Raw genomic sequence first — 25794 nt, forward strand, 5'->3', positions numbered from 1 at the left:
GTCGTTGCGGTCGTTGCGGTCGTTGCGGTCCCGGTCGAACGGACGCCGGTCGTCACGACGCTCGAAACCACGGCCACCACGGTCGTCACGACGCTCGAAGGAACGGCCACCACGGTCGCCGCCCCGGTCGAAGCCCCGGTCACGGTCGTTGCGGTCGTTGCGGTCGTTGCGGTCCCGGTCGAACGGACGCCGGTCGTCACGACGCTCGAAACCACGGCCACCACGGTCGTCACGACGCTCGTCACGGTCCCGGTCGAAGCTGCGCCGCTCCCGGCGCTCGTACGGCGCCGAGGCCGCCGGGCGCTCCTCGCGCTCGGCCCGCTGCTCGGCGGCGGCAGCGGCCTGCGCCTCGGCGACCGCGAGCTCCTCCGCGGCCGTCGCCTGGGCCTCGGCCACCGCGGCCTCCGGGTCCTCGCCGCGCTCGCGGGCGACCCGGGCGACCAGTCGGTCGGACTCCTCGCGCAGCTCGGCCGCGCGGCGCTGGGCGCGCTCCAGCTGCTTGGTGAGCTGGGCGACCTCGCGCTCGGCCTGCTGCGCGGCGTTGTTCGCGGACTCGGCCTGGACCTCGGTCATGGAGCGGGCGCCGGTGATCTCGGCGACCTCCGGGTCGAAGGCGCCGGCCCCCTGGATGATGTGGCGCGCGGCGTCGACGCCGGCGTCCTCCATCAGCCGGAAGATCTGACGGCGCTGGTGCGGCAGGGACAGGGAGACGACCGTGCCCGTGCGGCCCGCGCGAGCGGTGCGGCCGGCGCGGTGCAGGTAGTCCTTGTGGTCGCCGGCCGGGTCCACGTTCAGGACCAGGTCGATGCCGTCGACGTGGATGCCGCGGGCGGCGACGTCGGTGGCGACCAGGACGTTGACGTAGCCGTCCTTGAAGTCGGCCAGGGTGCGGGTGCGCGCGCCCTGGGTCATGCCGCCGTGCAGCGCGTCGGCCTTCGCGCCCGCCTCGCGCAGCTGCTCGGCGACGCGGTCGGCGCCCAGCTGGGTGCGGACGAAGATGATCGTGCGGCCCTTGCGGGAGGCGATGGCGGCGGTGACCGGTGCCTTGTCCTTGGGCTTCACGATGAGGATGTGGTGGGACATGGTCGTCACCGCGCCCTGGGCCGCGTCCACCTCGTGGGAGACGGGGTTGTTCAGGTAGCGGTCGACGAGGGTCTGGATCTCGTTCTCCATCGTGGCGGAGAAGAGCATGCGCTGGCCGCCGGCCGGGACCTGGTCGAGCAGCTCGGTGACCTCGGGCAGGAAGCCCAGGTCGGACATCTGGTCGGCCTCGTCGAGGACGGCGATCTGGGTGTCCTCCAGCGAGCAGGCGCCGCGGTTGATGATGTCGCGCAGCCGGCCCGGGGTGGCGACGAGGATGTCGACGCCGCGCTCCAGGGCGTAGATCTGGTTGCCCATCGAGGTGCCGCCGCAGACGACCTTCATCTTCAGGCCGAGGACGTCGCCGTACGGCTGGAGGGCGTCGGCGACCTGCATGGCCAGCTCGCGGGTCGGGGTGAGGATGACCGCGCGGGGCTTGTGCTTCTGGGTGCGGCCGCCGGCCAGCGTGGCCAGGGTCGGCAGACCGAAGGAGAGGGTCTTGCCGGAGCCGGTGCGGCCACGGCCGAGGATGTCCTTGCCGGCCAGGGCGTCCGGGATGGTCGCGGCCTGGATCGGGAAGGGGGTCGTCACGCCGTTCTGCGCGAGCTTGCGCACGATGCCCTCGGGGAGGCCGAGGTCGGCGAAGGTGGTCTGGGGGGTGGTGTCAGCGGCCTCGTCGGCCTCGGTGATCTCGTTCGTCTCGTCGACGAGTTCGTTCTCAAGCTCGCTGAGCTCGTTCTCGGACACGACAAACTGATCAGTACTGGACACGGACATGCGAATGCGAAACCTTCCGGAGTCTCGTCGGCACGCGCCCGTCAACTCCGTGATTCGCTCACGACCGCCTCAATGCGGTCCGCCACGGCAAGGGAGAGTACGCGCCACACGGCGCGCTCTGTGATGGCGCCGGGCAAATGGGATCAAACGATCTACCACCATACGCACCCATCCCCCCTGAGGGCAAATCGAGCCTTGAAACCGCAGGTGGGACCCGGTCGCAGCCTCACGCCGGCACACCCGCCGTAGGGGCGGGCTCACGCTGGGCCAGCTGCGATCCGGTGCCCTCGTGCGCCGAGGAGGACGGCTCGGCCGTCGGGGGCTCGGAGGTGGCCGCGGGCGGGGTGGAGGCCGGGGGCTGGGGTGGTGCGGAAGTGACCGGCGGGGCCGGTGGGGCCTTGGTCGGCGCCGGGTCCCCGGGTGCGACCGTCTTCCCGGGCCTGGCGGGCTTGCCGGACGGTGCGGGGGTCGGGGACGCGCCCGCCGCGCCGGACGACGGGGTGGCCGAGGCGCTGGGCGACTCCCCCGGCTTCACCCCGCCGCCCTTGCCGTGCTTGCCGTCGGCCCGCGGGCCTCCGTGTCCCTGGCCGCCGACACCGTCCACCGGACCGCCGTCGGGCGCCTCACCGCCGTGCTGCCCGGCCGAGTGCGAGGGCCGGGCCCGGCCGGCGTCGTCACCCACGTTCACGCAGCCGGCCGCCGCCGCGCTGACGGCCAGCACGGTGACGGCGAGCCGGACGGGTACGTACAAGGGGCGCACGGCGGCCACCTCCGGGGGCAAGGGAAAGGAGTCAACCTCCCCAACTCCCGCCGCCCACAAGAGGACACGCGCCCCGCACGCGCGGCCCGCACTCAGCCGTAACCGAGGGCGTGCAGCCGCGCGTCGTCCATCCCGAAGTGATGGGCGATCTCGTGCACCACGGTCACCTCGGTCTCCGCGACGACGTCCTCGCGCGTCGCGCACATCCGCAGCGTCGGCCCCCGGTAGACCGTGATCCGGTCCGGCAGCACACCCGCGTACCACTCGCCCCGGTCGGTCAGCGGGGTGCCCTCGTACAGGCCGAGCAGCTCGGGGTCGCCGGCGGGCGGTTCGTCCTCCACGAACACCGCCACGTTGTCCATGAGCCGCGTCAGCTCCGGCGGGATCCGGTCGAGCGCCTCGGCGACCAGTTCCTCGAACTCCTCGCGCGTCATCTCCAGCACACGGTCATTGTCCGGTACGAGAGCTTCGTACGAGAGTGGCGCGGCGCCGCACATCCGCAGCCGCACGCCGCATATCCACATCCGTACATGGGCATACGGGACCAATGGCCCGCGTCCCCGTCGCAGCCCTCCGCACGCTGACGAACCGCGTACGCCCGCGCCCCGCCCGCAGGGGCACCCGCACGCTCCCCGCCCCGCGCCCGGACGCACGTCCGGGTCGCCCCTGGCTGAGCGCACTCGGGCTCACCGCCGTCGTGCTCTTCGGCGCCTGGCTGGGCCTGCTGGTCGTCGGCAACGTCCGGGCGCCGGTCGGCCCGATGAACACGACGATGGCGCTGCGCCCCTCGCTGAGCGGCGGCACGAAGATCAACATCTCTCCGCTGGGCGCACTCACCCTGGACAGCCATGTCGCCCCGGTCCGCCTCGACGTCAACGTCGACCAGCTCGACCCGCTGCGCTCCCAGGCCCTGGTCGACCACCCCGAGCGGATCTCCGGCCTCCAGCAGGAGGTCGCCCAGGACGTCGAGCACGGCACGCTGGACCTGGCCGTGCGCTCCTGCGTCGCCGTGGTCGCCGGGGCCACCGCCCTCGGCCTCGCCGTCTACCGCCGCCCGCGCCGGGCCCTCGCGGCCGGCGGACTGGCCCTGGCGCTGCTCGCCGCCTCGGGCGCGTCGGCGTACGCCACCTGGAACCCGAGGTCGGTGCTGGAGCCGAAGTACTCGGGCCTGCTGTCCTCGGCACCGTCCGTGGTCGGCAACGCGCGCAACATCGTCACCGAGTTCGACGTCTACCAGAAGGAACTGGCCCGCCTGGTGACGAACGTGACGAAGCTCTACGACGTCACCTCCACGCTCCCGGCCTACCAGCCGGACCCCTCCACGATCCGCGTCCTGCACGTGTCGGACATCCATCTCAACCCGGCGAGCTGGAAGATCATCGCCTCGCTGGTGGAGCAGTACGACGTGAACGTGATCGTCGACTCCGGCGACACGATGGACCACGGCATCGCGGCCGAGAACGGTTTCCTGGACCCGATCAGGGACCTGGGCGTGCCGTACGTCTGGGTGCGCGGCAACCACGACTCGCGGATCACCCAGCGCTACCTGGAGCGCATGAAGAACGTGCACGTCCTGGACGACGGGCACGCGCAGACGGTCGCGGGACTGCGTTTCGCGGGCATCGGCGATCCGCAGTTCACCCCGGACCGCTCGGCGGTGCCCGGCGGCGACGCGGCCGAGCAGCTGGCCGGCGACCGGCTGGCCGCCGACCTGCGCGACCAGAAGGCCCGGCACACCCCGGTCGACGTCGCCGTCGCCCACGAGCCGGCGGCGGCCCGCGAGACGGACGGCGAGGTGCCGCTGGTGCTGTGCGGCCATCTGCACCACGAGGGGGACGAGATCCTTCCCTACGGCACCCGGCTGCGGATGGAGGGCTCCACGGGCGGCAGCGGGCTGCGCGCGGTCGAGGGCGCGTACCCGGCCCCGATCGAGGCCTCGATCCTCTACTTCGACCGGGACAGCCGCCGTCTGCAGGCCTGGGACGCGATCAGGCTGGGCGGGCTGGGCGAGGCGACGGCCGAGGTCAGCCGCCATCTGGCCACCCCCGTCAAGCCCGGTGCCGCGCCTTCCGCCACGGGCACACCGTCGCCCTCCGCCCCGTCGCCGTAAACCGTTTTGGCGATAGCCCTCGGCATCCCATATGCTTCTCACGTCCCCGACGCGCTGAGAAGCGCCCAGGCGGGCCGATAGCCCTCATCGTCTAGCGGCCTAGGACGCCGCCCTTTCAAGGCGGTAGCACGGGTTCGAATCCCGTTGGGGGCACGCAAGATCGTGTGCGACACTGTTGCACGCACAAGCTTGGTCCTGTGGAGCAGTTTGGAGTGCTCGCCACCCTGTCAAGGTGGAGGCCGCGGGTTCAAATCCCGTCAGGACCGCTGGTGTTTCACGTGAAACACCGTGGCTGGGTAGCTCAGTTGGTACGAGCGATCGCCTGAAAAGCGATAGGTCGCCGGTTCGACCCCGGCCCCAGCCACAACCAGAAGGCCCCGTTCGAAGAACGGGGCCTTCGTCGTCAGGGGATCGGGGAGATGAGCCAGCACCAGTCCGTCGCCATGACCGCGGACAACCAGCTGGAGAGGATCCGGGCGCGGTACGGGCTGCTCGCGATCATCGCCAGCAATCTCGCCATCGTCGTCGTCGCGACCGTGGGTGTGTGGCGGCTCCACGGGGACAAGGCGGTGATCGTCGGCATCCTGACCGCCGCGTTCACCGCGGTGAGCAGCATGACCACGGCCTACCTGGGCATCAAGGCCATCTCCAACACGGCGAAGTCGCTCGCGCAGAGTGCCGCGCAGGCCTCGGCGCCGGCCGCCTCCGCGCCGCCGGCGCAGCGCGGCTCCTGAACAGCGCACGCAAATCATTCGCGTGATTTTCGGCCGGGGTGAGATCCTGGACCGCGTATGTCTACGCATCCCGCCCCCGCCCTCGGCACCCTCGCCCCCCGTCTGACCGAGCTGTCGCTGCGTGACGCGCACCGGCTCGGCCGGCGGCTCGAGGGCGCGCGCAAGATCCGTAAGCCGGAGGCCCGCGCCGCCGTCCTCGCCGAGATCGAGGCGGAGGTCGACAAGGCCGAGGCCCGGATCGGTGAACGGCGTGCCCGTGTGCCCGCCGTCACCTACCCCGAGCAGCTGCCCGTCAGCCAGAAGAAGGACGAGATCGCGGACGCCATCCGTGATCACCAGGTCGTCATCGTCGCCGGTGAGACCGGCTCCGGCAAGACCACGCAGATCCCGAAGATCTGTATGGAGCTGGGCCGGGGCGTCCGCGGCATGATCGGGCACACCCAGCCCCGCCGTATCGCCGCCCGGACCGTCGCCGAACGCGTGGCGGAGGAGCTGCGGACGCCCCTCGGCGAGGCCGTCGGCTGGAAGGTCCGCTTCACCGACCAGGTGAGCCCGGACGCCACCTTCGTCAAGCTGATGACGGACGGCATCCTGCTCGCCGAGATCCAGACCGACCGCGAGCTGCGCGCCTACGACACGATCATCATCGACGAGGCCCACGAGCGGTCCCTCAACATCGACTTCCTGCTCGGGTATCTGGCCCAGCTGCTGCCGAGGCGGCCGGATCTGAAGGTCGTCATCACCTCGGCCACCATCGACCCCGAGCGCTTCTCGCGGCACTTCGGCGACGCGCCGATCATCGAGGTCAGCGGGCGGACGTACCCGGTCGAGGTGCGCTACCGGCCGCTGCTGGAGGACGACTCCGAGGACGCCGACCGGGACCAGATCACCGCGATCTGCGACGCGGTCGAGGAACTCCAGGCCGAGGGCCGGGGCGACATCCTCGTCTTCCTCTCCGGCGAGCGCGAGATCCGGGACACGGCGGACGCGCTGGAGAAGAAGAAGTACAGATTCACGGAGATCCTGCCGCTGTACGCCCGGCTGTCGCACGCCGAGCAGCACCGGGTGTTCCAGCCGCACACCGGGCGCAGGATCGTTCTCGCGACCAACGTCGCCGAGACCTCGCTGACCGTCCCCGGCATCAAGTACGTCATCGACCCCGGCTTCGCCCGGATCAGCCGCTACAGCCATCGCACCAAGGTCCAGCGGCTGCCCATCGAGCCCGTCTCGCAGGCCAGCGCCAACCAGCGCAAGGGCCGCTGCGGCCGTACGTCCGACGGCATCTGCATCCGGCTCTACAGCGAGGACGACTTCCTCGCCCGGCCGGAGTTCACGGACGCCGAGATCCTGCGGACGAACCTGGCCTCCGTCATCCTCCAGATGACCGCCGCGGGCCTCGGCGACATCGAGAAGTTCCCCTTCATCGACCCGCCGGACCACCGCAACATCCGCGACGGCGTCCAGCTGCTCCAGGAGCTGCACGCGCTGGACCCGGCCCAGAAGGACCCCCGCAAGCGGCTCACCGACACCGGCCGCAAGCTGGCCCAGCTGCCGGTCGACCCGCGCCTGGCCCGCATGGTGCTGGAGGCCGACAAGAACGGCTGTGTCCGCGAGGTCATGGTCATCGCCGCCGCGCTGTCCATCCAGGACCCGCGCGAGCGCCCGGCCGACAAGCAGGCCCAGGCAGACCAGCAGCACGCCCGCTTCAAGGACGAGACCAGCGACTTCCTCGCCTATCTGAACCTGTGGCGGTACGTCCGCGAGCAGCAGAAGGAACGCGGCTCCAGCTCCTTCCGGCGCATGTGCAAGCAGGAGTACCTGAACTTCCTGCGCATCCGCGAGTGGCAGGACATCTACCTCCAGTTGCGGACGGTCGCCAAGCAGATGGGCATCCACCTCAACGAGGAGGACGCCCCCGGCGACCGCGTCCACATCTCCCTCCTCGCCGGCCTCCTCTCCCACGTCGGGATGAAGGACGTGAAGGACGGCAACAAGAACGAGTACCTGGGCGCCCGCAGCGCCAAGTTCGCGATCTTCCCGGGCTCGTCGCTGTTCAAGAAGCAGCCGAAGTTCATGATGTCGGCGGAGCTGGTGGAGACCTCCCGGCTCTGGGCCCGGGTCAACGCGAAGATCGAGCCCGAGTGGGTCGAACCGCTCGCGGAGCACCTGCTGAAGCGGACGTACAGCGAACCGCACTGGGAGAAGGACCAGGCGGCCGTGATGGCGTACGAGAAGGTCACGCTGTACGGCGTCCCGATCGTCGCCCAGCGGAAGGTGAACTACGGCCGGATCGACCCGGAGACGAGTCGCGAGCTGTTCATCCGCAACGCTCTCGTGGAGGGCGACTGGCGCACCCACCACAAGTTCTTCGCCGACAACCGCAGGCTCCTCAGCGAGGTCGCCGAGCTGGAGAACCGGGCGCGGCGCCGGGACATCGTGGTCGACGACGACACGCTCTTCGACTTCTACGACCAGCGCGTCCCCGAACACGTCGTGTCGGGCGCCCACTTCGACTCCTGGTGGAAGCACAAGCGGCACGAGCAGCCGGAGTTCCTGGACTTCGAGCGGGAGATGCTCATCCGGGAGTCGGCGGAGGCGGTGACGAAGGCCGACTATCCGGACTCCTGGCGGCAGGGACAACTGAAGTTCCGGGTGACGTACCAGTTCGAACCGGGCGCGGACGCCGACGGCGTCACGGTCCACGTCCCGCTCCAGGTGCTCAACCAGGTCACCGACGAGGGCTTCGACTGGCAGATCCCCGGCCTGCGCGAGGAGGTCGTGACGGAGCTGATCCGCTCCCTGCCGAAGCCGATCCGCCGCAACTACGTGCCCGCCCCGAACTACGCGAGGGCGTTCCTGGAGAGGGCCGTGCCCTTGCAGGAGCCGCTGACCGTGACGATGGCGCGCGAGCTGAAGCGCATGGTCGGCGTCCCCTTCGAGGCGGAGGACTTCGACTGGTCGAAGGTCCCCGAGCATCTGAAGATCACGTTCCGGATCGTCGACGAGCGGCGCCGCAAGCTCGCCGAGGACAAGGACCTGGAGACGCTGAGGCTCCAGCTGAAGCCGAAGGCACGCAAGGCCCTGTCGCAGGCGGCCGCGGCGACCGCGTCCCGCGAGGGCGGGGAGTCCCTGGAGCGCAAGGGGCTGACCGACTGGACGATCGGCACGCTGACCCGGGTCTTCGAGACCCGCCGGGCCGGCCAGCCGGTGAAGGCGTACCCGGCGCTGGTGGACGACGGCGACACGGTGTCCGTACGGCTCTTCGACACGGAGGCCGAGCAGGCGGAGGCCATGTGGCAGGGCACCCGGCGCCTGATCCTGCGGAACATCCCGGTGAACCCGGCGAAGTTCGCCTCGGACAAGCTGACGAACGCCCAGAAGCTCGCCCTGTCGGCGAACCCGCACGGCTCCGTCCAGGCCCTCTTCGACGACTGCGCGACGGCCGCGGCGGACAAGCTGATCGCGGACTTCGGCGGGCCGGTGTGGGACGAGGCGTCGTACCGGAAGCTGTACGACAAGGTCCGCGCGGAGATCGTGGACACGACGGTCCGTACGGTCGCGCAGGTGCAGCAGGTCCTCGCGGCCTGGCAGGCCACCGAACGCCGGCTGAAGGCCGTGCGGAGCACGGCGCTGCTCGCGAACCTGACGGACGTCCGCGGACAGCTGGACGCCCTCGTGAAGCCGGGCTTCGTGACCTGGGCCGGCATACGCCGCCTGCCCGACCTGGTGCGCTACCTGGTGGCCGCGGACCGGCGGCTCCAGCAGATGCCGACGGGCGCCCAGCGGGACACCACGCGCATGGAGAAGGTCCACGAGATGCAGGACGAGTACGCCTGGCTCCTGGAACAGCTCCCGAAGGGCCGCCCCGTCCCGCAGGCCGTCCTGGACATCCGCTGGATGCTGGAGGAGCTGAGGGTCAGCTATTTCGCCCACGCGCTCGGCACCGCGTACCCCGTCTCCGACAAGCGGATCGTGAAGGCGATCGACGCGATCGTGGCGTAGTCGCACGTGTACAGGGGGTGAGTTCGACCAGGCGGCCCCGCCTCCTGTACAGTCTCATCTCGCAGCGCAACGCACTGAGCAAGGCGCCGCGAAACCTGGTCCTGTGGAGCAGTTTGGAGTGCTCGCCACCCTGTCAAGGTGGAGGCCGCGGGTTCAAATCCCGTCAGGACCGCATCAAGGAAGGCCCCCGTCCCGCTCGGACGGGGGCCTTCGGCATGCGGGGGTCCGCGCCCGCGGCGGCAGTCGCGATCAGACGCAGCACATCCCATCAGGAGCGCGCCGCGAAGGGCCCGAGAGGGGCCCTGCTTCTGTTGCGGCCGCCGGTGTCCGTTCCGCCCGTTCCCTTGACGGCGTCACATTCCCTCGGTACCCAGAAGACAGGGCCTGCTTTCCCGCTGTGGCCCCTGGAGGTGGGTATGGGGGCATCGGCCAGGCACGAGACGCGGGCGCTGTTGAGGGCGCATCTGGCGGCCGCGTCGCCCTACCGGCACCTCACCCGCCACTGTCCCGTCTGCCATCACCTCCTGCGGCTGGCGATGGACGCCGGCTCGCGGGGACAGGAGGCCGAGGACGGGGACGTCGCCGACGAGGACATCGACGGTGCCGACGGTGTCGAGGATCTTGAGGGGGTCCGGGACGAAAGTCCTCGGCTCGCGTGACCGACGCCGGTCCCAACACCCCACCGCGCGTGGGACGCTGGAGCACGACGTTCCAATAGCGCACACACGCCATCGGCAACAACTACCCGGGCGTGTGACGGGAGTCACCGCATGAGTTTTCAAAAGGGCGGTACTTACCCCTGACCTACAACAGGTCAATTTAATATGTGCAATTGCACCTGTCCCCGAGGTCCTGCACAGCGGTTCCGACAGCCCTCCCCAGACTCCGACAAGGCCGCTCACAGGACCGCCCCCGGAGCTCCGGCCAGCGCACAAAAAAGATCGCGCTGGACCCGGCGGAGTCCAGCGCGATCTACGACGCACCCTGTGTCGCTGCCAACAACGGTCTGTTCGGCTTGGGCGTGGGGTCTGTTGGGGCAGATCCCGCGTCGCTTGGAGCTACTGTTCCGGGCGCCTCGGCATGTTGGGGGACCTGCCGTTCTGCCCGGTTATGCAGTTGTTCAGGCCTCGCTGCGCTGCTGCGGGATGCCCGCGAGCAGAGCGCGGACCTCGGCCTCGCGGTAGCGGCGGTGCCCGCCGAGCGTACGGATCGAAGTGAGCTTGCCGGCCTTCGCCCACCGCGTGACCGTCTTGGGGTCGACACGGAACATGGTGGCGACCTCAGCCGGGGTCAGCAGCGGCTCGGCATCAGGGGTGCGAGCGGTCATGAGCGGCCTCCTCGGGAGAACCGAACCTTCTCGGTTCTTTCCTCTAAATTCTGCACCTTGACCCGCGTTGCCCGAAATGGTGGACGCGAGTCGAGTCGGTTATAGGACGAACGGCTTGTCCTCGGCACTACAACTACACCATCTGTCCAGCCGCGTCGGCCAAACCGATGGAATTGCCCTCCCAGGTGTTCATCAGCGACGGAAGCCGATGGACCATGCCATAGCGGACAGTCACGCCACTGTGACGATCAGTCACAGGACGATCAGGAGTCACCAGACCCCCCAAAGCGTGCAATGCGGAGAATCCACCCATAATGGAGCACAGTTGGGCGGAAGGAGCCTTCCCCGGGCCCCTTGTCCTATTTTGGCATGAGGAGGGGCAAGAGACGCAAGGGCCCTGTACGTGCGGTCCATCACGCTTCAGTCATCCTTGACACAAACGCCCGGATCGGGACCAACATCCCGTCACCTGGTCAAGTTCGGTAGACCGTATGCCGTTCGGGGGTGTTGTGGAGCGTGACGTGCGTCACCCGTCCGGCTCCTCAGTTCGCGGAGCGCCGGTCCCGTACCGAGCGCCAGCGTTCCACGAGCCGCGCGTACGCCTCGCCGGCCGCCGTCCCGTCGCCCCGGCGCAGCGCCTCGATGCCGTCGGCCACGTCCGCCGCCGAGTGATCGCCCTCCAGCTCCCCCGCCGGCAGGACGTGCACGAGGCCGCCGTAGTCCAGCTCCACCACCGAGCGCGGGTGGAACTCCTCCAGCCAGCGGCCGACGTCCACCAGGCCGTCGATCAGCGGGCCCTCCTCGACGGTGTCCTTCAGCGTGCGCAGCGCCCGCGCCACCCGGCGCCGGGACTGCACCATCGGTGTGCGGTAGCGCAGTAGCGGGGGCACGTCGGCGGTGCCCTTCTCGTAGCGCCGCTCCTCGTCGGAGACCAGCACGAACCAGTTCAGCGGCACCTGCCAGGTCGCCGTGCGGATCCACGGCCGGGCGTCGGGGTTGCGGGCGAGCCAGCGCTCGTAGTCCTGGGCGGCCTGGTGGCGCACCAGGGGCGGCAGCACCGCGTCCAGCACCGGCGCGGGCAGTTCGTCCGCCAGCTCGCCGAGCGCCTGCCAGCCGCGCAGCCGGGTGCGCCAGGGACACACGCAGACCACCCCGTCGACCTCCAGCACGAAGGCGTCGCTGCTCTCGTGCACCGGCACCGCGACCGGCGGCGTGGGCAGCAAGTCGGCGAGGGAGCGCCGCAGTTCGTCCTGGTACGAGGGGCGGTCGGGGCGGCGGGCGTAGCGGGCCCAGTGGCCGCGCTCCGGCTCCGGGAAGGCGCCCAGCGGCTCGTACACGCGCAGGTACGCGGCATAGGGGACGACCACGGAGGACACCTTCGGCACGCCTGCTCCCTCCCCACCGGGCCCGGCTCGAAAACCGCTGCAAAACCACTGCAAATCGTCCCACGGACATGCGTGCACGAGAGGCCCGCGAGAGTGATCCTGAACACTGCGCAGATGGTGGTCGTACCGAAGCTCTACGCTCAGGGCACGGCGCCCCGCCACCTGTACGGGGTTCCGCCCCACTCGCCGCTATGTACACAGGAGTCACCACAGTGACCGACGTAACCGGCGCGTCTGCTGATGTCCTGCACACCCTGTTCCACTCGGACCAGGGCGGCCATGAGCAGGTCGTGCTCTGCCAGGACCGCGCCAGCGGCCTCAAGGCCGTGATCGCCATCCACTCCACCGCCCTGGGTCCGGCCCTCGGCGGGACGCGCTTCTACCCCTACGCCACCGAGGCCGAGGCCGTCGCCGACGCCCTCAACCTCGCGCGCGGCATGTCGTACAAGAACGCCATGGCCGGCCTCGACCACGGCGGGGGCAAGGCCGTGATCATCGGCCACCCGGAGCGCGACAAGACCGAGGAGCTGCTCCTCGCCTACGGCCGCATGGTCGCCTCGCTCGGCGGGCGCTACGTCACCGCGTGCGACGTCGGCACGTACGTCGCCGACATGGACGTCGTGGCCCGTGAGTGCGCCTGGACCACCGGCCGCTCCCCCGAGAACGGCGGCGCCGGCGACTCCTCCGTGCTCACCGCCTTCGGCGTCTACCAGGGCATGCGTGCCTCCGCGCAGCACCTGTGGGGCGACCCCTCGCTGCGCGGCCGCAAGGTCGGCGTCGCCGGCGTCGGCAAGGTCGGCCACCACCTGGTCCAGCACCTGCGGAACGAGGGCGCCGAGGTCGTGATCACGGACGTGCGCGCGGACGCCGTCCAGCGGATCCTCGACCAGTACCCCGAGGGCGTGTCGGCCGTCGCGGACACCGAGGAGCTGATCCGGGCGGAGGGGCTGGACGTCTACGCCCCCTGCGCGCTCGGCGGCGCCCTGAACGACGCCTCCGTCCCCGTGCTCACCGCGAAGGTGGTGTGCGGCGCGGCCAACAACCAGCTCGCGCACCCGGGTGTGGAGAAGGACCTCGCGGACCGCGGGATCCTCTACGCCCCGGACTACGTGGTGAACGCCGGCGGGGTCATCCAGGTCGCCGACGAACTGCACGGGTTCGACTTCGACCGGTGCAAGGCGAAGGCGTCGAAGATCTTCGACACCACGCTGGCCATATTCGCACGTGCGAAGGCTGATGGCATTCCGCCGGCCGCCGCGGCCGACCGTATCGCCGAGCACCGGATGGCCGAGGCCCGCGCGGGACACGTCGCACACTGACTCGTTCGCACACATGAGCGGTACCCGTCGGCGGGAACTTGGAGAGAACTCTCACTTCCCCCGGCGGGTCGTTCCCCGATAAGTGGTTAAAATCGCCACTGACCAGCGAGGACAGGGCGCCTCGAAGGTCCTGTGCACACGCGCGTGGTGCGGGCGACGTACCGTATGGGCGCGGGCTCAGGTACCGTGGAAGCCCTACGGACCGGCCTCTCTACTGAGAGTCCGTTCCAGATCATGAACGCGTGTCAGACTCTGGGGCCGTCGAGCCCCTGTCACCGAGGGGGTCGAGCCATGGGGCGCGGCCGGGCCAAGGCCAAGCAGACAAAGGTCGCCCGCCAGCTGAAGTACAACAGCGGTGGGACTGATCTGTCACGTCTGGCCAGTGAACTGGGCGCATCGACTTCGAGCCAGCCGCCGAACGGCGAGCCGTTCGAGGACGATGAGAACGACGAGGACGATCTCTACTCTCGTTACGCGGACCTCTACGAGGACGACGACGAGGAAGAGGACGACAAGGATCCTCACCAACAGCACCGTCGCGGCGCTTGACCTTGCAGTGACCAGTCCGGTCGGTGGCAGAGCCACCGACCGGTTTCTGTGCTGTCCGCACGGTCACCGCCCGCCGGATCCGGTCAGGATCAGGCGGAGTAGTCCCCGACCAGCTCGGCGCCGGCCGTCCTCGCGCCGCGCTCGGTGATCTCGCCGGCCACCCAGGCGTCGACCCCGCGGTCGGCCAGGGTCGCGAGGGCCACCTCGGTGGACTCCTGCGGGACGATCGCCATCATGCCGACGCCCATGTTGAGGGTCTTCTCCAGCTCCAGGCGTTCGACATTGCCGGTGCGCCCGACGAGGTCGAAGATCGCGCCCGGGGTCCAGGTGGAGCGGTCGACCGTGGCGTGCAGGTGGTCAGGGATCACGCGGGCCAGGTTGGCCGCGAGACCGCCGCCGGTGATGTGCGAGAACGCGTGCACCTCGGTGGTGCGCAGCAGGGCCAGGCAGTCCAGCGAGTAGATCTTCGTGGGCTCCAGCAGCTCCTCGCCGAGGGTGCGGCCGAGCTCGGCGACCTCCGCCTCCAGGGCGAGACCGGCGCGGTCCAGCAGAACGTGGCGGACCAGGGAGTACCCGTTCGAGTGAAGCCCGGAGGACGCCATGGCGATCACCGCGTCACCGGTACGGATGCGATCCGCGCCGAGCAGCCGGTCGGCCTCCACCACACCCGTACCGGCGCCGGCGACGTCGAAGTCGTCCGCGCCCAGCAGCCCCGGGTGTTCGGCCGTCTCGCCGCCCACCAGGGCGCACCCGGCGAGCACACAGCCCTCCGCGATGCCCTTCACGATGGCCGCGACGCGCTCGGGGTGGACCTTGCCGACGCAGATGTAGTCCGTCATGAACAGCGGCTCGGCACCGCACACCACGATGTCGTCCATGACCATGGCGACCAGGTCGTGGCCGATGGTGTCGTAGACGCCCAGCCGGCGCGCGATGTCGACCTTCGTGCCGACGCCGTCCGTGGCGGAGGCGAGCAGGGGGCGCTCGTAGCGCTTGAGGGCGGAGGCGTCGAAGAGGCCGGCGAAGCCGCCGAGGCCGCCGAGGACCTCGGGGCGCTGCGTCTTCTTCACCCACTCCTTCATCAGCTCGACGGCGCGGTCGCCCGCCTCGATGTCGACACCGGCAGCCGCGTAGGAAGCACCGGACTGGCTCTCAGACATTGCCTGGGATCTTTCGGGTTGATGACGGGGCTGATGACGGGCTTACGGACGACGGATCGCGTCGGCCGCGGCCGTGGCGGCGGGCCCGGCGGCCAGCTCGGTCTCCAGGAGCTGCTTGCCGAGCAGCTCGGGGTCCGGCAGCTCCATCGGGTACTCGCCGTCGAAGCAGGCGCGGCACAGGTTCGGCTTGGCGATGGTGGTCGCCTCGATCATGCCGTCGATGGAGATGTACGCGAGCGAGTCGGCGCCGAGGCTGGTGCCGATCTCCTCGATGGTCATCCCGTTGGCGATCAGCTCCGCGCGCGTGGCGAAGTCGATGCCGAAGAAGCAGGGCCACTTCACGGGCGGCGAGGAGATCCGGATGTGGACCTCGGCGGCGCCGGCCTCGCGGAGCATGCGGACCAGGGCGCGCTGGGTGTTGCCGCGCACGATCGAGTCGTCGACGACGACCAGCCGCTTGCCCTTGATGACTTCCTTCAGCGGGTTCAGCTTCAGGCGGATGCCCAGCTGGCGGATGGTCTGCGAGGGCTGGATGAAGGTCCGGCCGACGTAGGCGTTCTTCACCAGGCCGTTGCCGAAGGGGATGCCGGAGGCCTCCGCGTAGCCGACGGCGGCCGGGGTGCCGGACTCCGGGGTCGCTATGACGAGGTCGGCCTCGACGGGCGCTTCCTTGGCGAGCCGGCGTCCCATCTCCACGCGGGAGAGGTACACGTTCCGGCCGGCGATGTCCGTGTCCGGGCGGGCCAGGTACACGTACTCGAAGACACAGCCCTTGGGCTTTGCTTCCGCGAAGCGTGAGGCGCGCAGACCGTTCTCGTCGATGGCGACGAACTCGCCCGGCTCGATCTCCCGCACGAAGCTCGCGCCGGTGATGTCGAGGGCGGCGGTCTCCGAGGCGACCACCCAGCCGCGCTCCAGCCGGCCGAGGACCAGCGGGCGGATGCCCTGCGGGTCGCGGGCGGCGTAGAGGGTGCCCTCGTCCATGAAGACGAGGGAGAAGGCACCGCGCACCTTCGGGAGCACCGCGTGGGCGGCCTCCTCGATGGTCAGCGGCTTGCCGTCCTCGTCGACCTGGGCGGCGAGCAGCGCCGTCAGCAGGTCGGTGTCGTTGGTGGCCGCGACCCGGGTGGAGCGGCTGTTGTTGTCGTTCGGCAGCTCGGCGACCATCTCGGCGAGCTGCGCCGTGTTGACCAGGTTGCCGTTGTGGCCGAGCGCGATGGAGCCGTGCGCGGTGGCACGGAACGTCGGCTGGGCGTTCTCCCACACGGACGCGCCGGTGGTCGAGTAGCGGGCGTGTCCGACCGCGATATGACCCTGGAGCGAACCGAGCGAGGTTTCGTCGAAGACCTGGGAGACGAGGCCCATGTCCTTGAAGACGAGGATCTGGGAGCCGTTGCTGACCGCGATTCCCGCGGATTCCTGACCCCGGTGCTGGAGGGCGTAGAGCCCGAAGTACGTGAGCTTTGCGACCTCTTCGCCCGGAGCCCAGACACCGAAGACGCCGCAAGCGTCCTGGGGGCCCTTCTCGCCGGGAAGCAGATCGTGATTGAGTCGACCGTCACCACGTGGCACGGCACCGAGTGTAGGCGAGGTCGACCACTGGTCCGAATTGGGGATACGCGACCGTAACGGGTCACGGTGCACCTATCGCCTTGTCGGTTTTCTGATTTACGCAGGTCAGCGAGGGAACGTCGGCCGCTTTTGCCGTATGCGCGAGTGAGGTGTCGCACATCATCCGAGGGCGTGACGGCTGAGGCGGATGAGGTCGCCGTTGCCGTCGGTGAGCGTGAGGCTCCCGTCATCGGCCCTGGCGACGAGCGTGCCGGTGGTGAGGGCGCCGGCCAGGGCGCGCTCGAACTCCATGCGGTCCGGGGTGCAGGCCATCCGGGTCGTGCGCAGGCCGCCGAGGGTGATCCGGTCGCCCTGCACGGTGGCCCGGGCGCTGAACCGGTTGCAGCCGAGGTTGCCCGCGGCCCGGCCGTCCGCGTCGATGCGCAGCCGGGCGGCGGCGGGCGCGGACCGGGTCCTGCCGCCGACGGTGAGGGAGTCGACCCGCCAGTCGACCCCGGTGACCGGCTGCCGGGACATCGGCGGCCGAGACTGCCGGGACGTCGGCTGCCGGGAACTCGGCTGCTGAGGGCCCGGCTGCTGGGAACTCACCGCATCACTGTCCGCCTTTCCGGCGCCGCAGGCCACCGTGAGCGGGACGAGCGCGGCGGCGGCGGTCAGGATCATGCGCTGCTTGTACCGGTTCATGGTGATTCGACGCCGGACCGGTCGCGTCGGTTCCGCTACGACATCAGCGGCAGCAGACCCCCGATGTCCGCCCGCTCCCCGCTCGCGCTCACCACGGCCTCCGCCAGGGCGTCCCGCCAGCCCACGCGGCCGGTGGCGAGACGGATCCAGGTCAGTGGGTCGGTCTCCACGACGTTCGGCGGGGTGCCACGGGTGTGCCGCGGGCCCTCGACGCACTGCACGACGGCGTACGGCGGCACGCGCACCTCGGTGGAGGCGCCGGGCGCCTTCGCGGCGAGGGCGTCGGCGAGCAGCCGGGTGGCGGCGGCCAGGGCCTGGCGGTCGTACGGCACGTCCAGGCCGGGCACGGCGGCGTTGAGGTCGTCGGTGTGGACGACGAGTTCGACGGCGCGGGTGACGAGGTAGTCGTCCAGAGACAGCGCGCCCGCGTTGGTCGCGAGCAGCCGGCTGCCGGGGTGTTCGGCGAGCAGCGTGCGCAAGGACGCGTCGACATCGGCGAGATAGGCGTCGAGGTCGGGATGTTCGGCGGCGAGGCCCCTGGTGAACGCGTCGATGGCGGGGGCACTGGCCGCGGTGGCGAAGGGCCACTGCACGACCGTCACGTCCTGCCGGGGCGGGGCCGGGTGGTCGAGGGCGCGGTGCACGGCGGTGGCCGCCATGCCGATGTGCGCGATCAGGTCCCGTACGGTCCACCCGTCGAGCCGGGTGGGCAGGGCGAGTTGCCCGGGGGCGAGACCGCGGGCCGCCTCCCGCACGTGTCCGAGCTGGCCGAGGACGGCGGCGCGGGTCCTGGCGGAGTCGTAGGTGCGGGCGCGCTTCTGGGCGGGAGGCATGGCGGTGAGCCTATGCCGTGCCCGCCCACGATTCATTCACATTCTTTCTAGAGCGTTTTTCTAGAATGACATTTCAGTCGGCTCTAGGCTGGCCGCCATGACACCACGCTTCACCACCACGCCCCGGTTAGTCCGTCGGTCCGTGCTGAAGGCCGGACTGGGCATGGGCATCGCCCTGTCCGGCACGGGACTCGTCACCGCCGCTCCCGCCACGGCCGCTGCCGCCGGGCAGAACGGCACCCCACTGTGCGACAACCCCGGTGACTCGGCGAGCGGGCAGGGACTCGGCTCCGGTGACCTCTGCATCCCGTACCACCGGGAACACGACGACACCTGGGGCTACGTCTTCGGCGACTCGTGGCGCGGCATCCAGCAGACCGGCGAGTACATCGGCTCCCCGGTGATCCTGAACCAGGACCGCTTCGACGCCTCCGGCGCCGCCCCGGTCTCCTTCACCTGGGCCATGCCGACCGGCGGCCGGGCGGGCCAGCTGTTCGACTACACGCACCGCGCGGACAACGGGTACGGCTTCGAGATCAGCCGGATCCCCAACGACTGCATCGAGTTCGGCGGCCGCACCTACCTCCAGTACACCTCGGTCTACACCTGGGGCGGTCCGGACGACCCGCCGTGGGTGGACGGACACGACGGCTCCCTGATGTCGGGGGTCGCCTACTCCGACGACTACGGCGTGACCTGGACCGACTACGACTACCACTGGGACGGCGACCACCGGGGCGTCAACCAGAACATGTACGGCATGTGGTCGTTCGCGGGCGTCGCCCCCGACGGCTGGCTGTACATCTACTCCAAGCGCTGGAACGGCACGCACAGGAACTCGGCCGACGGCGGGGCGATCCAGCTGTTCCGGTACCGCCCCGACGACTTCCGCGCGGGCCGCTTCGACCTGCAGCAGAACTGGGCCTACGTGAACGGCTCCTGGACCTGGACCGACGCCTCGACCCCGCCCTCGGTGATCCTCTCCGGGAACAACACCGGTGAGTTCTCGGTCAAGCGGATCGGCGACACGTACTGCATGAGCTACTTCGACGTGGTCCTGGGCACGATCTTCACGCGCAACGCGTCCCGCCCGGACGCCCCGTGGAGCGTGCCGGTCCCTCGGATCACCGGCCTGCAGGTGCCGAACCTCTACGGCGGCTACATCCATCCCGGCAGCGCGGGCGCGAACTCGCTGACGCTGATCGTGTCGCAGTGGAACGGCACGCAGAACGCCCCGCCCTACTGGGTGCGGCAGTTCGACGGCATCCCCGCGTGAACACCCCCGCGTGAGCACGCCCGTCCGGGCCCGGTCGCAGGGGAGCCGGGCCCGGACGGGCGACGCGGGGTCTACGCCAGCAGCGCCGGGATCGTCTCCTCGTGCGCCGTGCGCAGTTCGGCCAGCGACAGCTCGAACTCGCCCTGGATCTCCACCGATTCCCCGTCCACGACACCGATGCGCGTGGCCGGCAGACCCCGGGCGCCGCACATGTCGTTGAAGCGGACCTCCTCCGAGCGCGGGACGGCCACGACGGCGCGGCCGGCCGACTCGGAGAACAGGAAGGTGAAGGCGTCCAGGCCGTCGGGTACGACCAGTCGCGCGCCCTTGCCGCCCAGCAGGGCGGACTCGACCACGGCCTGGACCAGACCGCCGTCGGACAGGTCGTGCGCGGAGTCGATCATGCCGTCGCGGGAGGCGGAGATCAGGATCTCGCCCAGCAGCCGCTCACGCTCCAGGTCGACCTGCGGGGGCAGACCGCCGAGGTGGTCGTGGACCACCTGGGACCAGGCAGAGCCGCCGAACTCCTCGCGGGTGTCGCCGAGGAGGTAGATCAGCTGGCCCTCCTCCTGGAAGGCGACCGGGGTGCGGCGGGCCACGTCGTCGATCACGCCGAGGACGGCGACGACCGGCGTCGGGTGGATGGCCGCCTCGCCCGTCTGGTTGTAGAGCGAGACGTTGCCGCCGGTCACGGGCGTGCCCAGCTGCTTGCAGCCGTCCGCCAGACCGCGCACGGCCTCCGCGAACTGCCACATCACCGCCGGGTCCTCGGGCGAGCCGAAGTTCAGGCAGTCGGAGACGGCCAGCGGCTTGGCACCCGTGGTGGCGACGTTCCGGTACGCCTCGGCCAGCGCCAGCTGCGCGCCCGTGTACGGGTCGAGCTTGGCGTAGCGGCCGTTGCCGTCGGTGGCGATGGCGACACCGAGGCCGCTCTCCTCGTCCACCCGGATCATGCCCGAGTCCTCGGGCTGGGCCAGCACCGTGTTGCCCTGCACGAAGTGGTCGTACTGCTGGGTGATCCACTTCTTGGAGGCCTGGTTCGGGGACGCGACCAGCTTCAGGACCTGGGCCTTCAGCTCGTCCGACGTGGCGGGCCGGGGCAGCTTGTTCGCGTCGTCGGCCTGAAGGGCGTCCTGCCAGTCCGGGCGGGCGTACGGGCGCTCGTAGACCGGGCCGTCGTGCGCGACCGTGCGCGGGTCGACGTCCACGATCTTGCCGCCGTGCCAGAAGATCTCCAGCCGGTCGCCGTCGGTCACCTCACCGATGACGGTGGCGATGACGTCCCACTTCTCGCAGATCTCCAGGAAGCGGTCGACCTTCTCCGGCTCGACCACTGCGCACATGCGTTCCTGCGACTCGCTCATGAGGATCTCCTCGGGCGAGAGCGTCGAGTCGCGCAGCGGTACGTCGTCCAGGGTGACGGTCATGCCGCCGGAGCCGTTGGAGGCCAGCTCGGACGTGGCGCAGGACAGGCCCGCCGCGCCGAGGTCCTGGATGCCGACGACCAGCTTCTCCCGGAAGGCCTCCAGGGTGCACTCGATGAGGAGCTTCTCCTGGAAGGGGTCGCCGACCTGGACGGCGGGACGCTTCGACGGCTTGGCGTCGTCGAAGGTCTCGGACGCGAGGATCGAGGCACCGCCGATGCCGTCACCACCCGTACGAGCCCCGTACAGGATGACCTTGTTGCCCGCGCCGGAGGCCTTGGCGAGGTGGATGTCCTCGTGCCGCATCACGCCGATGGCACCGGCGTTGACCAGCGGGTTTCCCTGGTAGCAGGCGTCGAAGACGACCTCGCCGCCGATGTTGGGCAGGCCCAGGCAGTTGCCGTAGCCGCCGATGCCGGCGACGACGCCCGGCAGGACGCGCTTGGTGTCGGGGTGGTCGGCCGCGCCGAAGCGCAGCGGGTCGACCACGGCGACCGGGCGGGCGCCCATCGCGATGATGTCGCGGACGATGCCGCCGACGCCCGTCGCCGCGCCCTGGTAGGGCTCGACGTAGGAGGGGTGGTTGTGCGACTCGACCTTGAAGGTGACCGCGTACCCCTGGCCGACGTCCACGACGCCCGCGTTCTCGCCGATGCCGACGAGCAGCGCGTCGCTCTCGGGCGCCTTCTCGCCGAACTGGCGCAGGTGGACCTTGGAGGACTTGTACGAGCAGTGCTCGGACCACATGACCGAGTACATGGCGAGCTCGGCGCCGGTCGGGCGGCGACCGAGGATCTCCACCACCCGCTCGTACTCGTCCTTCTTCAGGCCGAGTTCGGCCCAGGGCAGCTCGACGTCGGGGGTCGCGGCCGCGTGCTCGACCGTGTCCAGAGGCGTCCGGCTCATGCGTTGACCAGCTTCTTGAGGATCGAGGTGAAGAAGGGGAGGCCGTCGGTGCGGCCCGTGCCGATGAGCGGCTCGACGGCGTGCTCCGGGTGCGGCATCAGGCCGACGACGTTTCCGGCCTCGTTGGTGATGCCGGCGATGTCCCGCAGCGACCCGTTCGGATTGAAGTCCACGTAACGGAAGACGACCCGGCCCTCCGCCTCCAGCTTGTCGAGCGTGTACGCGTCGGCGACGTACCGGCCGTCCATGTTCTTCAGCGGGATGTGGATCTCCTGGCCCGCGCGGTAGTCACCGGTCCAGGCGGTCTCCGCGTTCTCCACCCGCAGCTTCTGGTCGCGGCAGATGAAGTGGAGGTGGTCGTTGCCGAGCATCGCGCCCGGAAGGAGGTGGGCCTCGGTGAGGACCTGGAAGCCGTTGCAGATGCCGAGGACCGGCAGGCCGGCCTTCGCCTGTTCGATGACGGACTCCATCACCGGCGAGAACCGGGAGATGGCACCGGCCCTCAGATAGTCGCCGTAGGAGAAGCCGCCGGGCAGCACCACGGCGTCGACCTGGTGCAGGTCCTTGTCCTTGTGCCACAGGGCGACCGGCTCGGCGCCGGCGAGGCGGATCGCGCGCTGGGTGTCCCGGTCGTCCAGGCTGCCGGGGAAAGTGACGACGCCAATACGAGCGGTCACTTCGCCGCCTCCCCGACTTCCGCGGCCTCTTCCACCTTGACGGTGAAGTCCTCGATCACGGTGTTGGCGAGGAAGGATTCCGCAAGATCGTGGATGCGGGCGAGCGCGGCCTCGTCGACCGGCCCGTCAACTTCCAGTTCGAAACGCTTTCCCTGACGTACGTCCGAGACCCCTTCGAAACCCAGGCGCGGCAGCGCACGCTGGACCGCCTGGCCCTGGGGGTCGAGGATCTCCGGCTTGAGCATGACGTCGACGACGACGCGTGCCACTGGCACTCCCGGTGTGTGGTGCTGAGCAGGTTCCTTCAGACTACCCGCACAAAATTTCTACGCGAGTAGAGTTGGAGGAAAGTACGTGAGGCGCATCACGATCGGGTGTCGAAGCCGTGCGGTCGCGAAAAGTTCTGGGAAAGTTCCACAGTCCGCCCGGTCCGCCTATTGCACTGGGACACGCAGACGGATTTAGTCGGGCTTCACTTTGCATTGCCGGGCACTGTACAAATGAATTGGCAATAGCCGATACTCGGCATGTCATCGGCGTTGAGCTGTTATGACGTGCCGCACGAAGGGACCGATATTCGTGGCGCAAAAGGTCGTGGTCACGCTCTTTGACGACATCGACGGCTCGGAAGCGGCGGAAACGATCGCCTTCGGACTCGACGGCAAGTCGTACGAGATCGACCTCAACGCATCCAACGCCAAGAAACTGCGCAAGGCGCTCGCGCCCTACGTCGAGGCCGGCCGCAAGCGGTCGCGGTCCGGCAAGGCGTACAAGCAGACGGAGGTCGCCCCCGACCCGGCGGCCGTCCGCGCCTGGGCCCAGGCCAACAAGATGGACGTACCGGCCCGCGGGCGCATCCCCAAGAAGGTGTACGAGGCCTTCAGCGCCGCGCAGTGAGCCCGCGAAGGGGCAGCCCCCAGGGTCCGTCAGCGGGCCCTGGGGGCTGTGCACTTGGGCGGCGGCGGGCCGCCATGGGGGCTCGGGGGAGCCGACTTGCGCAACCCCCCCATTGATCAGCTAATGTCTGGAGCACGCCGAGGGGCGAGGCCGAAAGGCCGGAACCCCGAGGATCTTGCGGGTGTAGTTCAGTAGTAGAACATCCCCCTTCCAGGGGGAAGGCGCAGTGTGCGATTCCTGTCACCCGCTCTGGCACCGGTCACGACCACTCTTGTGGATCAGGTAGGCTGGTGCTCGCACCGATCGGTGGGAGCCGGTCGGGGGCAGTGCGGACGTAGCTCAGTTGGTAGAGCGCAACCTTGCCAAGGTTGAGGTCGCGAGTTCGAGCCTCGTCGTCCGCTCGGGAATGAGACCCCGGTCCTTCTGGACCGGGGTCTTTTCGTTGCCCGCCGATCTGCCTTCTGACATTTGTCATGCGGGGTGATGACACCGCGCACTGCCGAACCGCTGCGGCCGCCGGGACGCTGAGGGCATGGACTACGACGAACACGAGCACGTGATTGAGGTCGCCGATCTCACACGCGTCTACGGGGGCGGGTTCGAGGCCGTACGCGGAATCTCCTTCTCCGTGGCACGCGGGGAGATCTTCGCCCTGCTGGGGACCAACGGCGCGGGCAAGACCTCGACGGTCGAACTGCTGGAAGGACTCGCGGCACCCGCCGCGGGCCGGATCCGGATCCTCGGCCACGATCCCTACCGCGAACGGGCCGCCGTACGTCCGCGCACCGGGGTGATGCTCCAGGAGGGCGGCTTCCCGGCCGAGCTGACCGTCGCCGAGACCGCCCGCATGTGGGCCGGGTGCACGAGCGGGGCCCGGCCGGAGGCCGAGGTGCTGGCGCTTGTCGGGCTCACCGACAAGCACGCGGTGCGGGTCAAGCAGCTCTCCGGCGGTGAGCGCAGGCGGCTGGACCTCGCGCTGGCGCTGCTCAACGACCCCGAGGTGCTCTTCCTCGACGAGCCGACGACCGGGCTCGACGCGGAAGGGCGCCGGGACACCTGGGAGTTGGTGCGCGCACTGCGCGACGCGGGCACGACCGTGCTGCTCACCACGCACTACCTGGAGGAGGCCGAGGGCCTCGCCGACCGGCTCGCGATCCTGCACGAGGGCCGGATAGCCGTCTCCGGGACCCCGGCCGAGGTGACCGCCGGCCGGCCCTCCCGGATGTCCTTCGAGCTGCCCCAGGGCTACTTCCTCGGCGACCTGCCGCCGCTCGCCGAACTCGGCGCCAGCGGCCATGAGGTGGAGGGCAGGGTCGTACGGCTGCAGACGGCCGAACTCCAGCTGACGGCGACCCGGGTGCTGACCTGGGCCGAGCGGGCCGGAGTCGAACTGCGGGCCCTGGACGTGCGCTCCGCCTCGCTGGAGGAGGCGTTCCTCGGGATCGCGCGCGAGCAGACACAGGGACGGGCGCAGGCACAGGGGGTGGCGGTATGAGCACGCTTCAGGTCACGGGCACACCGGCACGCGGGGCGTCCCGGACGACGGCCGTAGGGCGGCTGCGGGCGCTGGGCCGGGCGGAGCTGGCGCTGCTCGCCCGCAACCGGGGTGTCGTGTTCACGGCGCTGTCCGTGCCGCTGCTGCTGCCGTTCAGCGTGCGGCCGGCGCTCGACCACGTCGACCTGAAGAAGCAGGGTCTGACCCTCGGCACGACCATGCTGACGGCCGCGATCGGCTTCTCCTTCCTCTTCGCCGTCTACACCTCCCTGGTCAACGCCTACGTCGCCCGCCGCGAGGAACTGGTCCTCAAGCGGCTGCGCACCGGCGAGCTCTCCGACGCCGAGATCCTCGCCGGCACCGCGCTGCCCGCCGTCGGCATCGGGCTCGCCCAGGCGGTCGTGGTGTCCGCCGCGTGCGCCGCGCTGCTGCACACCGGCGTGCCCAAGGCGCCGTACCTGCTGCTGCCGGGCGTGCTGGCCGGGTTCGTGATCAGTGCCGGGCTCGCCGCGCTCACCGCGGCCTTCACCCGGACCGTGGAGAGCGGGCAGGTCACCGCGCTGCCGCTGATGTTCGTGTCGATGCTCGGTTCCGGGATCATGTTCCCTGCCGAGGTCATGCCGAGGCGGCTCGCCTCCGTCTGCGAGTTGCTCCCGCTGTCCGCGCCGATCCGGCTCGTCCGGGGCGGCTGGACCGGCCAGTTGAGCGGGTACGAGGCCCTCGGCGCCCTCGGGACCGCGCTGGCCTGGGCGATCGTGGCGGTGTTTGCTGGACGTCGGTGGTTCCGCTGGGAGCCGCGGCGGTGAGGTACGGGGCGTGACGGGGGG

Annotated in this window: 22 protein-coding genes and 6 tRNA genes; 16 read left to right on the forward strand and 12 right to left on the reverse strand. The window is 70.1% G+C overall.

Annotated features, from left to right (window positions below; all coding sequences use genetic code 11):
* The 3 genes from ACZ4MF_RS03900 to ACZ4MF_RS03910 form a co-directional block, all read right to left on the reverse strand.
* A partial coding sequence (locus tag ACZ4MF_RS03900; protein ID WP_467489542.1) for a DEAD/DEAH box helicase occupies nucleotides 1-1857 on the reverse strand: 1857 nt, incomplete at its 3' end.
* Between the two features lie 226 nt (nucleotides 1858-2083).
* The gene (locus ACZ4MF_RS03905; protein ID WP_467489544.1) at nucleotides 2084-2617 is read right to left on the reverse strand and encodes a hypothetical protein; all 534 of its coding nucleotides are present in this window, start codon (nucleotides 2615-2617) and stop codon (nucleotides 2084-2086) included.
* 92 nt (nucleotides 2618-2709) lie between these two features.
* Complete coding sequence (locus ACZ4MF_RS03910) at nucleotides 2710-3060, reverse strand: metallopeptidase family protein (RefSeq protein ID WP_071374788.1); 351 nt, start codon at nucleotides 3058-3060, stop codon at nucleotides 2710-2712.
* A gap of 104 nt (nucleotides 3061-3164) precedes the next feature.
* Here ACZ4MF_RS03910 and ACZ4MF_RS03915 point away from each other — a divergent pair, with 104 nt between their 5' ends.
* The 8 genes from ACZ4MF_RS03915 (at nucleotide 3165) to ACZ4MF_RS03950 (ending at nucleotide 10122) form a co-directional block, all read left to right on the forward strand.
* A complete protein-coding gene (locus tag ACZ4MF_RS03915; RefSeq protein ID WP_467489547.1) occupies nucleotides 3165-4727 on the forward strand; it encodes a metallophosphoesterase family protein in 1563 nt (520 codons plus the stop codon).
* 80 nt (nucleotides 4728-4807) lie between these two features.
* A tRNA-Glu gene (locus ACZ4MF_RS03920) sits at nucleotides 4808-4880 on the forward strand.
* 38 nt (nucleotides 4881-4918) lie between these two features.
* A tRNA-Asp gene (locus tag ACZ4MF_RS03925) sits at nucleotides 4919-4993 on the forward strand.
* A gap of 24 nt (nucleotides 4994-5017) precedes the next feature.
* A tRNA-Phe gene (locus tag ACZ4MF_RS03930) sits at nucleotides 5018-5091 on the forward strand.
* A gap of 55 nt (nucleotides 5092-5146) precedes the next feature.
* A complete protein-coding gene (locus ACZ4MF_RS03935; RefSeq protein WP_467489549.1) occupies nucleotides 5147-5461 on the forward strand; it encodes a hypothetical protein in 315 nt (104 codons plus the stop codon).
* Between the two features lie 57 nt (nucleotides 5462-5518).
* Entirely contained in the window at nucleotides 5519-9463 is a 3945-nt protein-coding gene (hrpA, locus tag ACZ4MF_RS03940; protein ID WP_467489551.1) for an ATP-dependent RNA helicase HrpA, read from the forward strand.
* 97 nt (nucleotides 9464-9560) lie between these two features.
* Nucleotides 9561-9635, forward strand: a tRNA-Asp gene (locus ACZ4MF_RS03945).
* Nucleotides 9636-9879: 244 nt separating this feature from the next.
* A complete protein-coding gene (locus ACZ4MF_RS03950) occupies nucleotides 9880-10122 on the forward strand; it encodes a DUF6274 family protein (RefSeq protein WP_467489553.1) in 243 nt (80 codons plus the stop codon).
* 461 nt (nucleotides 10123-10583) lie between these two features.
* On the opposite strand, the gene bldC is transcribed toward ACZ4MF_RS03950, so the two are convergent.
* Both bldC and ACZ4MF_RS03960 read right to left on the reverse strand, forming a co-directional pair.
* Entirely contained in the window at nucleotides 10584-10790 is a 207-nt protein-coding gene (bldC, locus tag ACZ4MF_RS03955) for a developmental transcriptional regulator BldC (protein ID WP_003949541.1), read from the reverse strand.
* A gap of 542 nt (nucleotides 10791-11332) precedes the next feature.
* A complete protein-coding gene (locus ACZ4MF_RS03960) occupies nucleotides 11333-12175 on the reverse strand; it encodes a DUF8083 family protein (RefSeq protein WP_467489555.1) in 843 nt (280 codons plus the stop codon).
* A 191-nt stretch (nucleotides 12176-12366) separates the two neighbouring features.
* Here ACZ4MF_RS03960 and ACZ4MF_RS03965 point away from each other — a divergent pair, with 191 nt between their 5' ends.
* Nucleotides 12367-13494 carry a Leu/Phe/Val dehydrogenase gene (locus ACZ4MF_RS03965; RefSeq protein WP_467489557.1) on the forward strand — a complete coding sequence of 376 codons (1128 nt, stop codon included), beginning with the start codon at nucleotides 12367-12369 and terminating at the stop codon, nucleotides 13492-13494.
* Nucleotides 13495-13785: 291 nt separating this feature from the next.
* Nucleotides 13786-14043 carry a DUF3073 domain-containing protein gene (locus ACZ4MF_RS03970; protein ID WP_023548946.1) on the forward strand — a complete coding sequence of 86 codons (258 nt, stop codon included), beginning with the start codon at nucleotides 13786-13788 and terminating at the stop codon, nucleotides 14041-14043.
* Between the two features lie 89 nt (nucleotides 14044-14132).
* Here the strand turns inward: ACZ4MF_RS03970 and purM are convergent, their stop codons facing one another.
* The 4 genes from purM to ACZ4MF_RS03990 all read right to left on the reverse strand — a co-directional run bounded on the left by purM (nucleotide 14133) and on the right by ACZ4MF_RS03990 (nucleotide 18292).
* Nucleotides 14133-15203 carry a phosphoribosylformylglycinamidine cyclo-ligase gene (purM, locus tag ACZ4MF_RS03975; protein WP_467489559.1) on the reverse strand — a complete coding sequence of 357 codons (1071 nt, stop codon included), beginning with the start codon at nucleotides 15201-15203 and terminating at the stop codon, nucleotides 14133-14135.
* 42 nt (nucleotides 15204-15245) lie between these two features.
* Nucleotides 15246-16775: an amidophosphoribosyltransferase gene (gene purF, locus ACZ4MF_RS03980; RefSeq protein ID WP_467489561.1), complete on the reverse strand. Its 1530-nt coding sequence runs from the start codon at nucleotides 16773-16775 to the stop codon at nucleotides 15246-15248.
* Nucleotides 16776-16934: 159 nt separating this feature from the next.
* Entirely contained in the window at nucleotides 16935-17438 is a 504-nt protein-coding gene (locus ACZ4MF_RS03985) for an META domain-containing protein (protein WP_467489563.1), read from the reverse strand.
* A 56-nt stretch (nucleotides 17439-17494) separates the two neighbouring features.
* A complete protein-coding gene (locus ACZ4MF_RS03990) occupies nucleotides 17495-18292 on the reverse strand; it encodes a maleylpyruvate isomerase family mycothiol-dependent enzyme (RefSeq protein ID WP_467489565.1) in 798 nt (265 codons plus the stop codon).
* A gap of 142 nt (nucleotides 18293-18434) precedes the next feature.
* On the opposite strand from ACZ4MF_RS03990, the gene ACZ4MF_RS03995 reads away from it, so the two are divergent.
* Nucleotides 18435-19568: a DUF4185 domain-containing protein gene (locus ACZ4MF_RS03995; RefSeq protein WP_467489567.1), complete on the forward strand. Its 1134-nt coding sequence runs from the start codon at nucleotides 18435-18437 to the stop codon at nucleotides 19566-19568.
* Between the two features lie 71 nt (nucleotides 19569-19639).
* Here ACZ4MF_RS03995 and purL read toward each other — a convergent pair whose 3' ends face one another.
* From purL to purS, 3 genes are read right to left on the reverse strand one after another with little or no spacing between them, the layout of a single operon-like run.
* A complete protein-coding gene (gene purL, locus ACZ4MF_RS04000; protein WP_356029926.1) occupies nucleotides 19640-21898 on the reverse strand; it encodes a phosphoribosylformylglycinamidine synthase subunit PurL in 2259 nt (752 codons plus the stop codon).
* A complete protein-coding gene (purQ, locus tag ACZ4MF_RS04005) occupies nucleotides 21895-22575 on the reverse strand; it encodes a phosphoribosylformylglycinamidine synthase subunit PurQ (RefSeq protein ID WP_467489569.1) in 681 nt (226 codons plus the stop codon). The genes purL and purQ overlap by 4 nt, the downstream gene beginning before the upstream one ends.
* Nucleotides 22572-22844: a phosphoribosylformylglycinamidine synthase subunit PurS gene (gene purS / locus ACZ4MF_RS04010; protein WP_467489571.1), complete on the reverse strand. Its 273-nt coding sequence runs from the start codon at nucleotides 22842-22844 to the stop codon at nucleotides 22572-22574. The genes purQ and purS overlap by 4 nt, the downstream gene beginning before the upstream one ends.
* A 310-nt stretch (nucleotides 22845-23154) precedes the next feature.
* On the opposite strand from purS, the gene ACZ4MF_RS04015 reads away from it, so the two are divergent.
* The 5 genes from ACZ4MF_RS04015 to ACZ4MF_RS04035 all read left to right on the forward strand — a co-directional run bounded on the left by ACZ4MF_RS04015 (nucleotide 23155) and on the right by ACZ4MF_RS04035 (nucleotide 25773).
* A complete protein-coding gene (locus tag ACZ4MF_RS04015; protein ID WP_067056255.1) occupies nucleotides 23155-23472 on the forward strand; it encodes a histone-like nucleoid-structuring protein Lsr2 in 318 nt (105 codons plus the stop codon).
* Between the two features lie 177 nt (nucleotides 23473-23649).
* A tRNA-Gly gene (locus ACZ4MF_RS04020) sits at nucleotides 23650-23721 on the forward strand.
* 79 nt (nucleotides 23722-23800) lie between these two features.
* Nucleotides 23801-23873 (forward strand) — tRNA-Gly (locus tag ACZ4MF_RS04025).
* 131 nt (nucleotides 23874-24004) lie between these two features.
* On the forward strand, nucleotides 24005-24967 hold the full coding sequence (locus ACZ4MF_RS04030) for an ABC transporter ATP-binding protein (protein ID WP_467489574.1): 963 nt from the start codon (nucleotides 24005-24007) through the stop codon (nucleotides 24965-24967).
* Nucleotides 24964-25773, forward strand: coding sequence for an ABC transporter permease (locus ACZ4MF_RS04035; protein WP_467489576.1), 810 nt, complete (start codon nucleotides 24964-24966; stop codon nucleotides 25771-25773). The genes ACZ4MF_RS04030 and ACZ4MF_RS04035 overlap by 4 nt, the downstream gene beginning before the upstream one ends.
* The last annotated feature ends 21 nt before the right edge of the window (nucleotides 25774-25794 follow it).

The sequence above is a fragment of the Streptomyces sp. NPDC025793 genome, assembly GCF_055558375.1.

Coding starts and splice junctions, on each gene's coding strand:
- ACZ4MF_RS04030 (WP_467489574.1), top strand. CDS start 24,005: ATGGACTACGACGAACACGAGCACGTGATTGAGGTCGCCGATCTCACA.
- ACZ4MF_RS04035 (WP_467489576.1), top strand. CDS start 24,964: ATGAGCACGCTTCAGGTCACGGGCACACCGGCACGCGGGGCGTCCCGG.
- ACZ4MF_RS03985 (WP_467489563.1), bottom strand. CDS start 17,438: ATGATCCTGACCGCCGCCGCCGCGCTCGTCCCGCTCACGGTGGCCTGC.
- purM (WP_467489559.1), bottom strand. CDS start 15,203: ATGTCTGAGAGCCAGTCCGGTGCTTCCTACGCGGCTGCCGGTGTCGAC.
- bldC (WP_003949541.1), bottom strand. CDS start 10,790: ATGACCGCTCGCACCCCTGATGCCGAGCCGCTGCTGACCCCGGCTGAG.
- ACZ4MF_RS03935 (WP_467489549.1), top strand. CDS start 5,147: ATGAGCCAGCACCAGTCCGTCGCCATGACCGCGGACAACCAGCTGGAG.
- ACZ4MF_RS03915 (WP_467489547.1), top strand. CDS start 3,165: ATGGCCCGCGTCCCCGTCGCAGCCCTCCGCACGCTGACGAACCGCGTA.
- hrpA (WP_467489551.1), top strand. CDS start 5,519: ATGTCTACGCATCCCGCCCCCGCCCTCGGCACCCTCGCCCCCCGTCTG.
- ACZ4MF_RS03990 (WP_467489565.1), bottom strand. CDS start 18,292: ATGCCTCCCGCCCAGAAGCGCGCCCGCACCTACGACTCCGCCAGGACC.
- ACZ4MF_RS03950 (WP_467489553.1), top strand. CDS start 9,880: ATGGGGGCATCGGCCAGGCACGAGACGCGGGCGCTGTTGAGGGCGCAT.
- purL (WP_356029926.1), bottom strand. CDS start 21,898: ATGAGCCGGACGCCTCTGGACACGGTCGAGCACGCGGCCGCGACCCCC.
- ACZ4MF_RS03965 (WP_467489557.1), top strand. CDS start 12,367: ATGTACACAGGAGTCACCACAGTGACCGACGTAACCGGCGCGTCTGCT.
- ACZ4MF_RS03970 (WP_023548946.1), top strand. CDS start 13,786: ATGGGGCGCGGCCGGGCCAAGGCCAAGCAGACAAAGGTCGCCCGCCAG.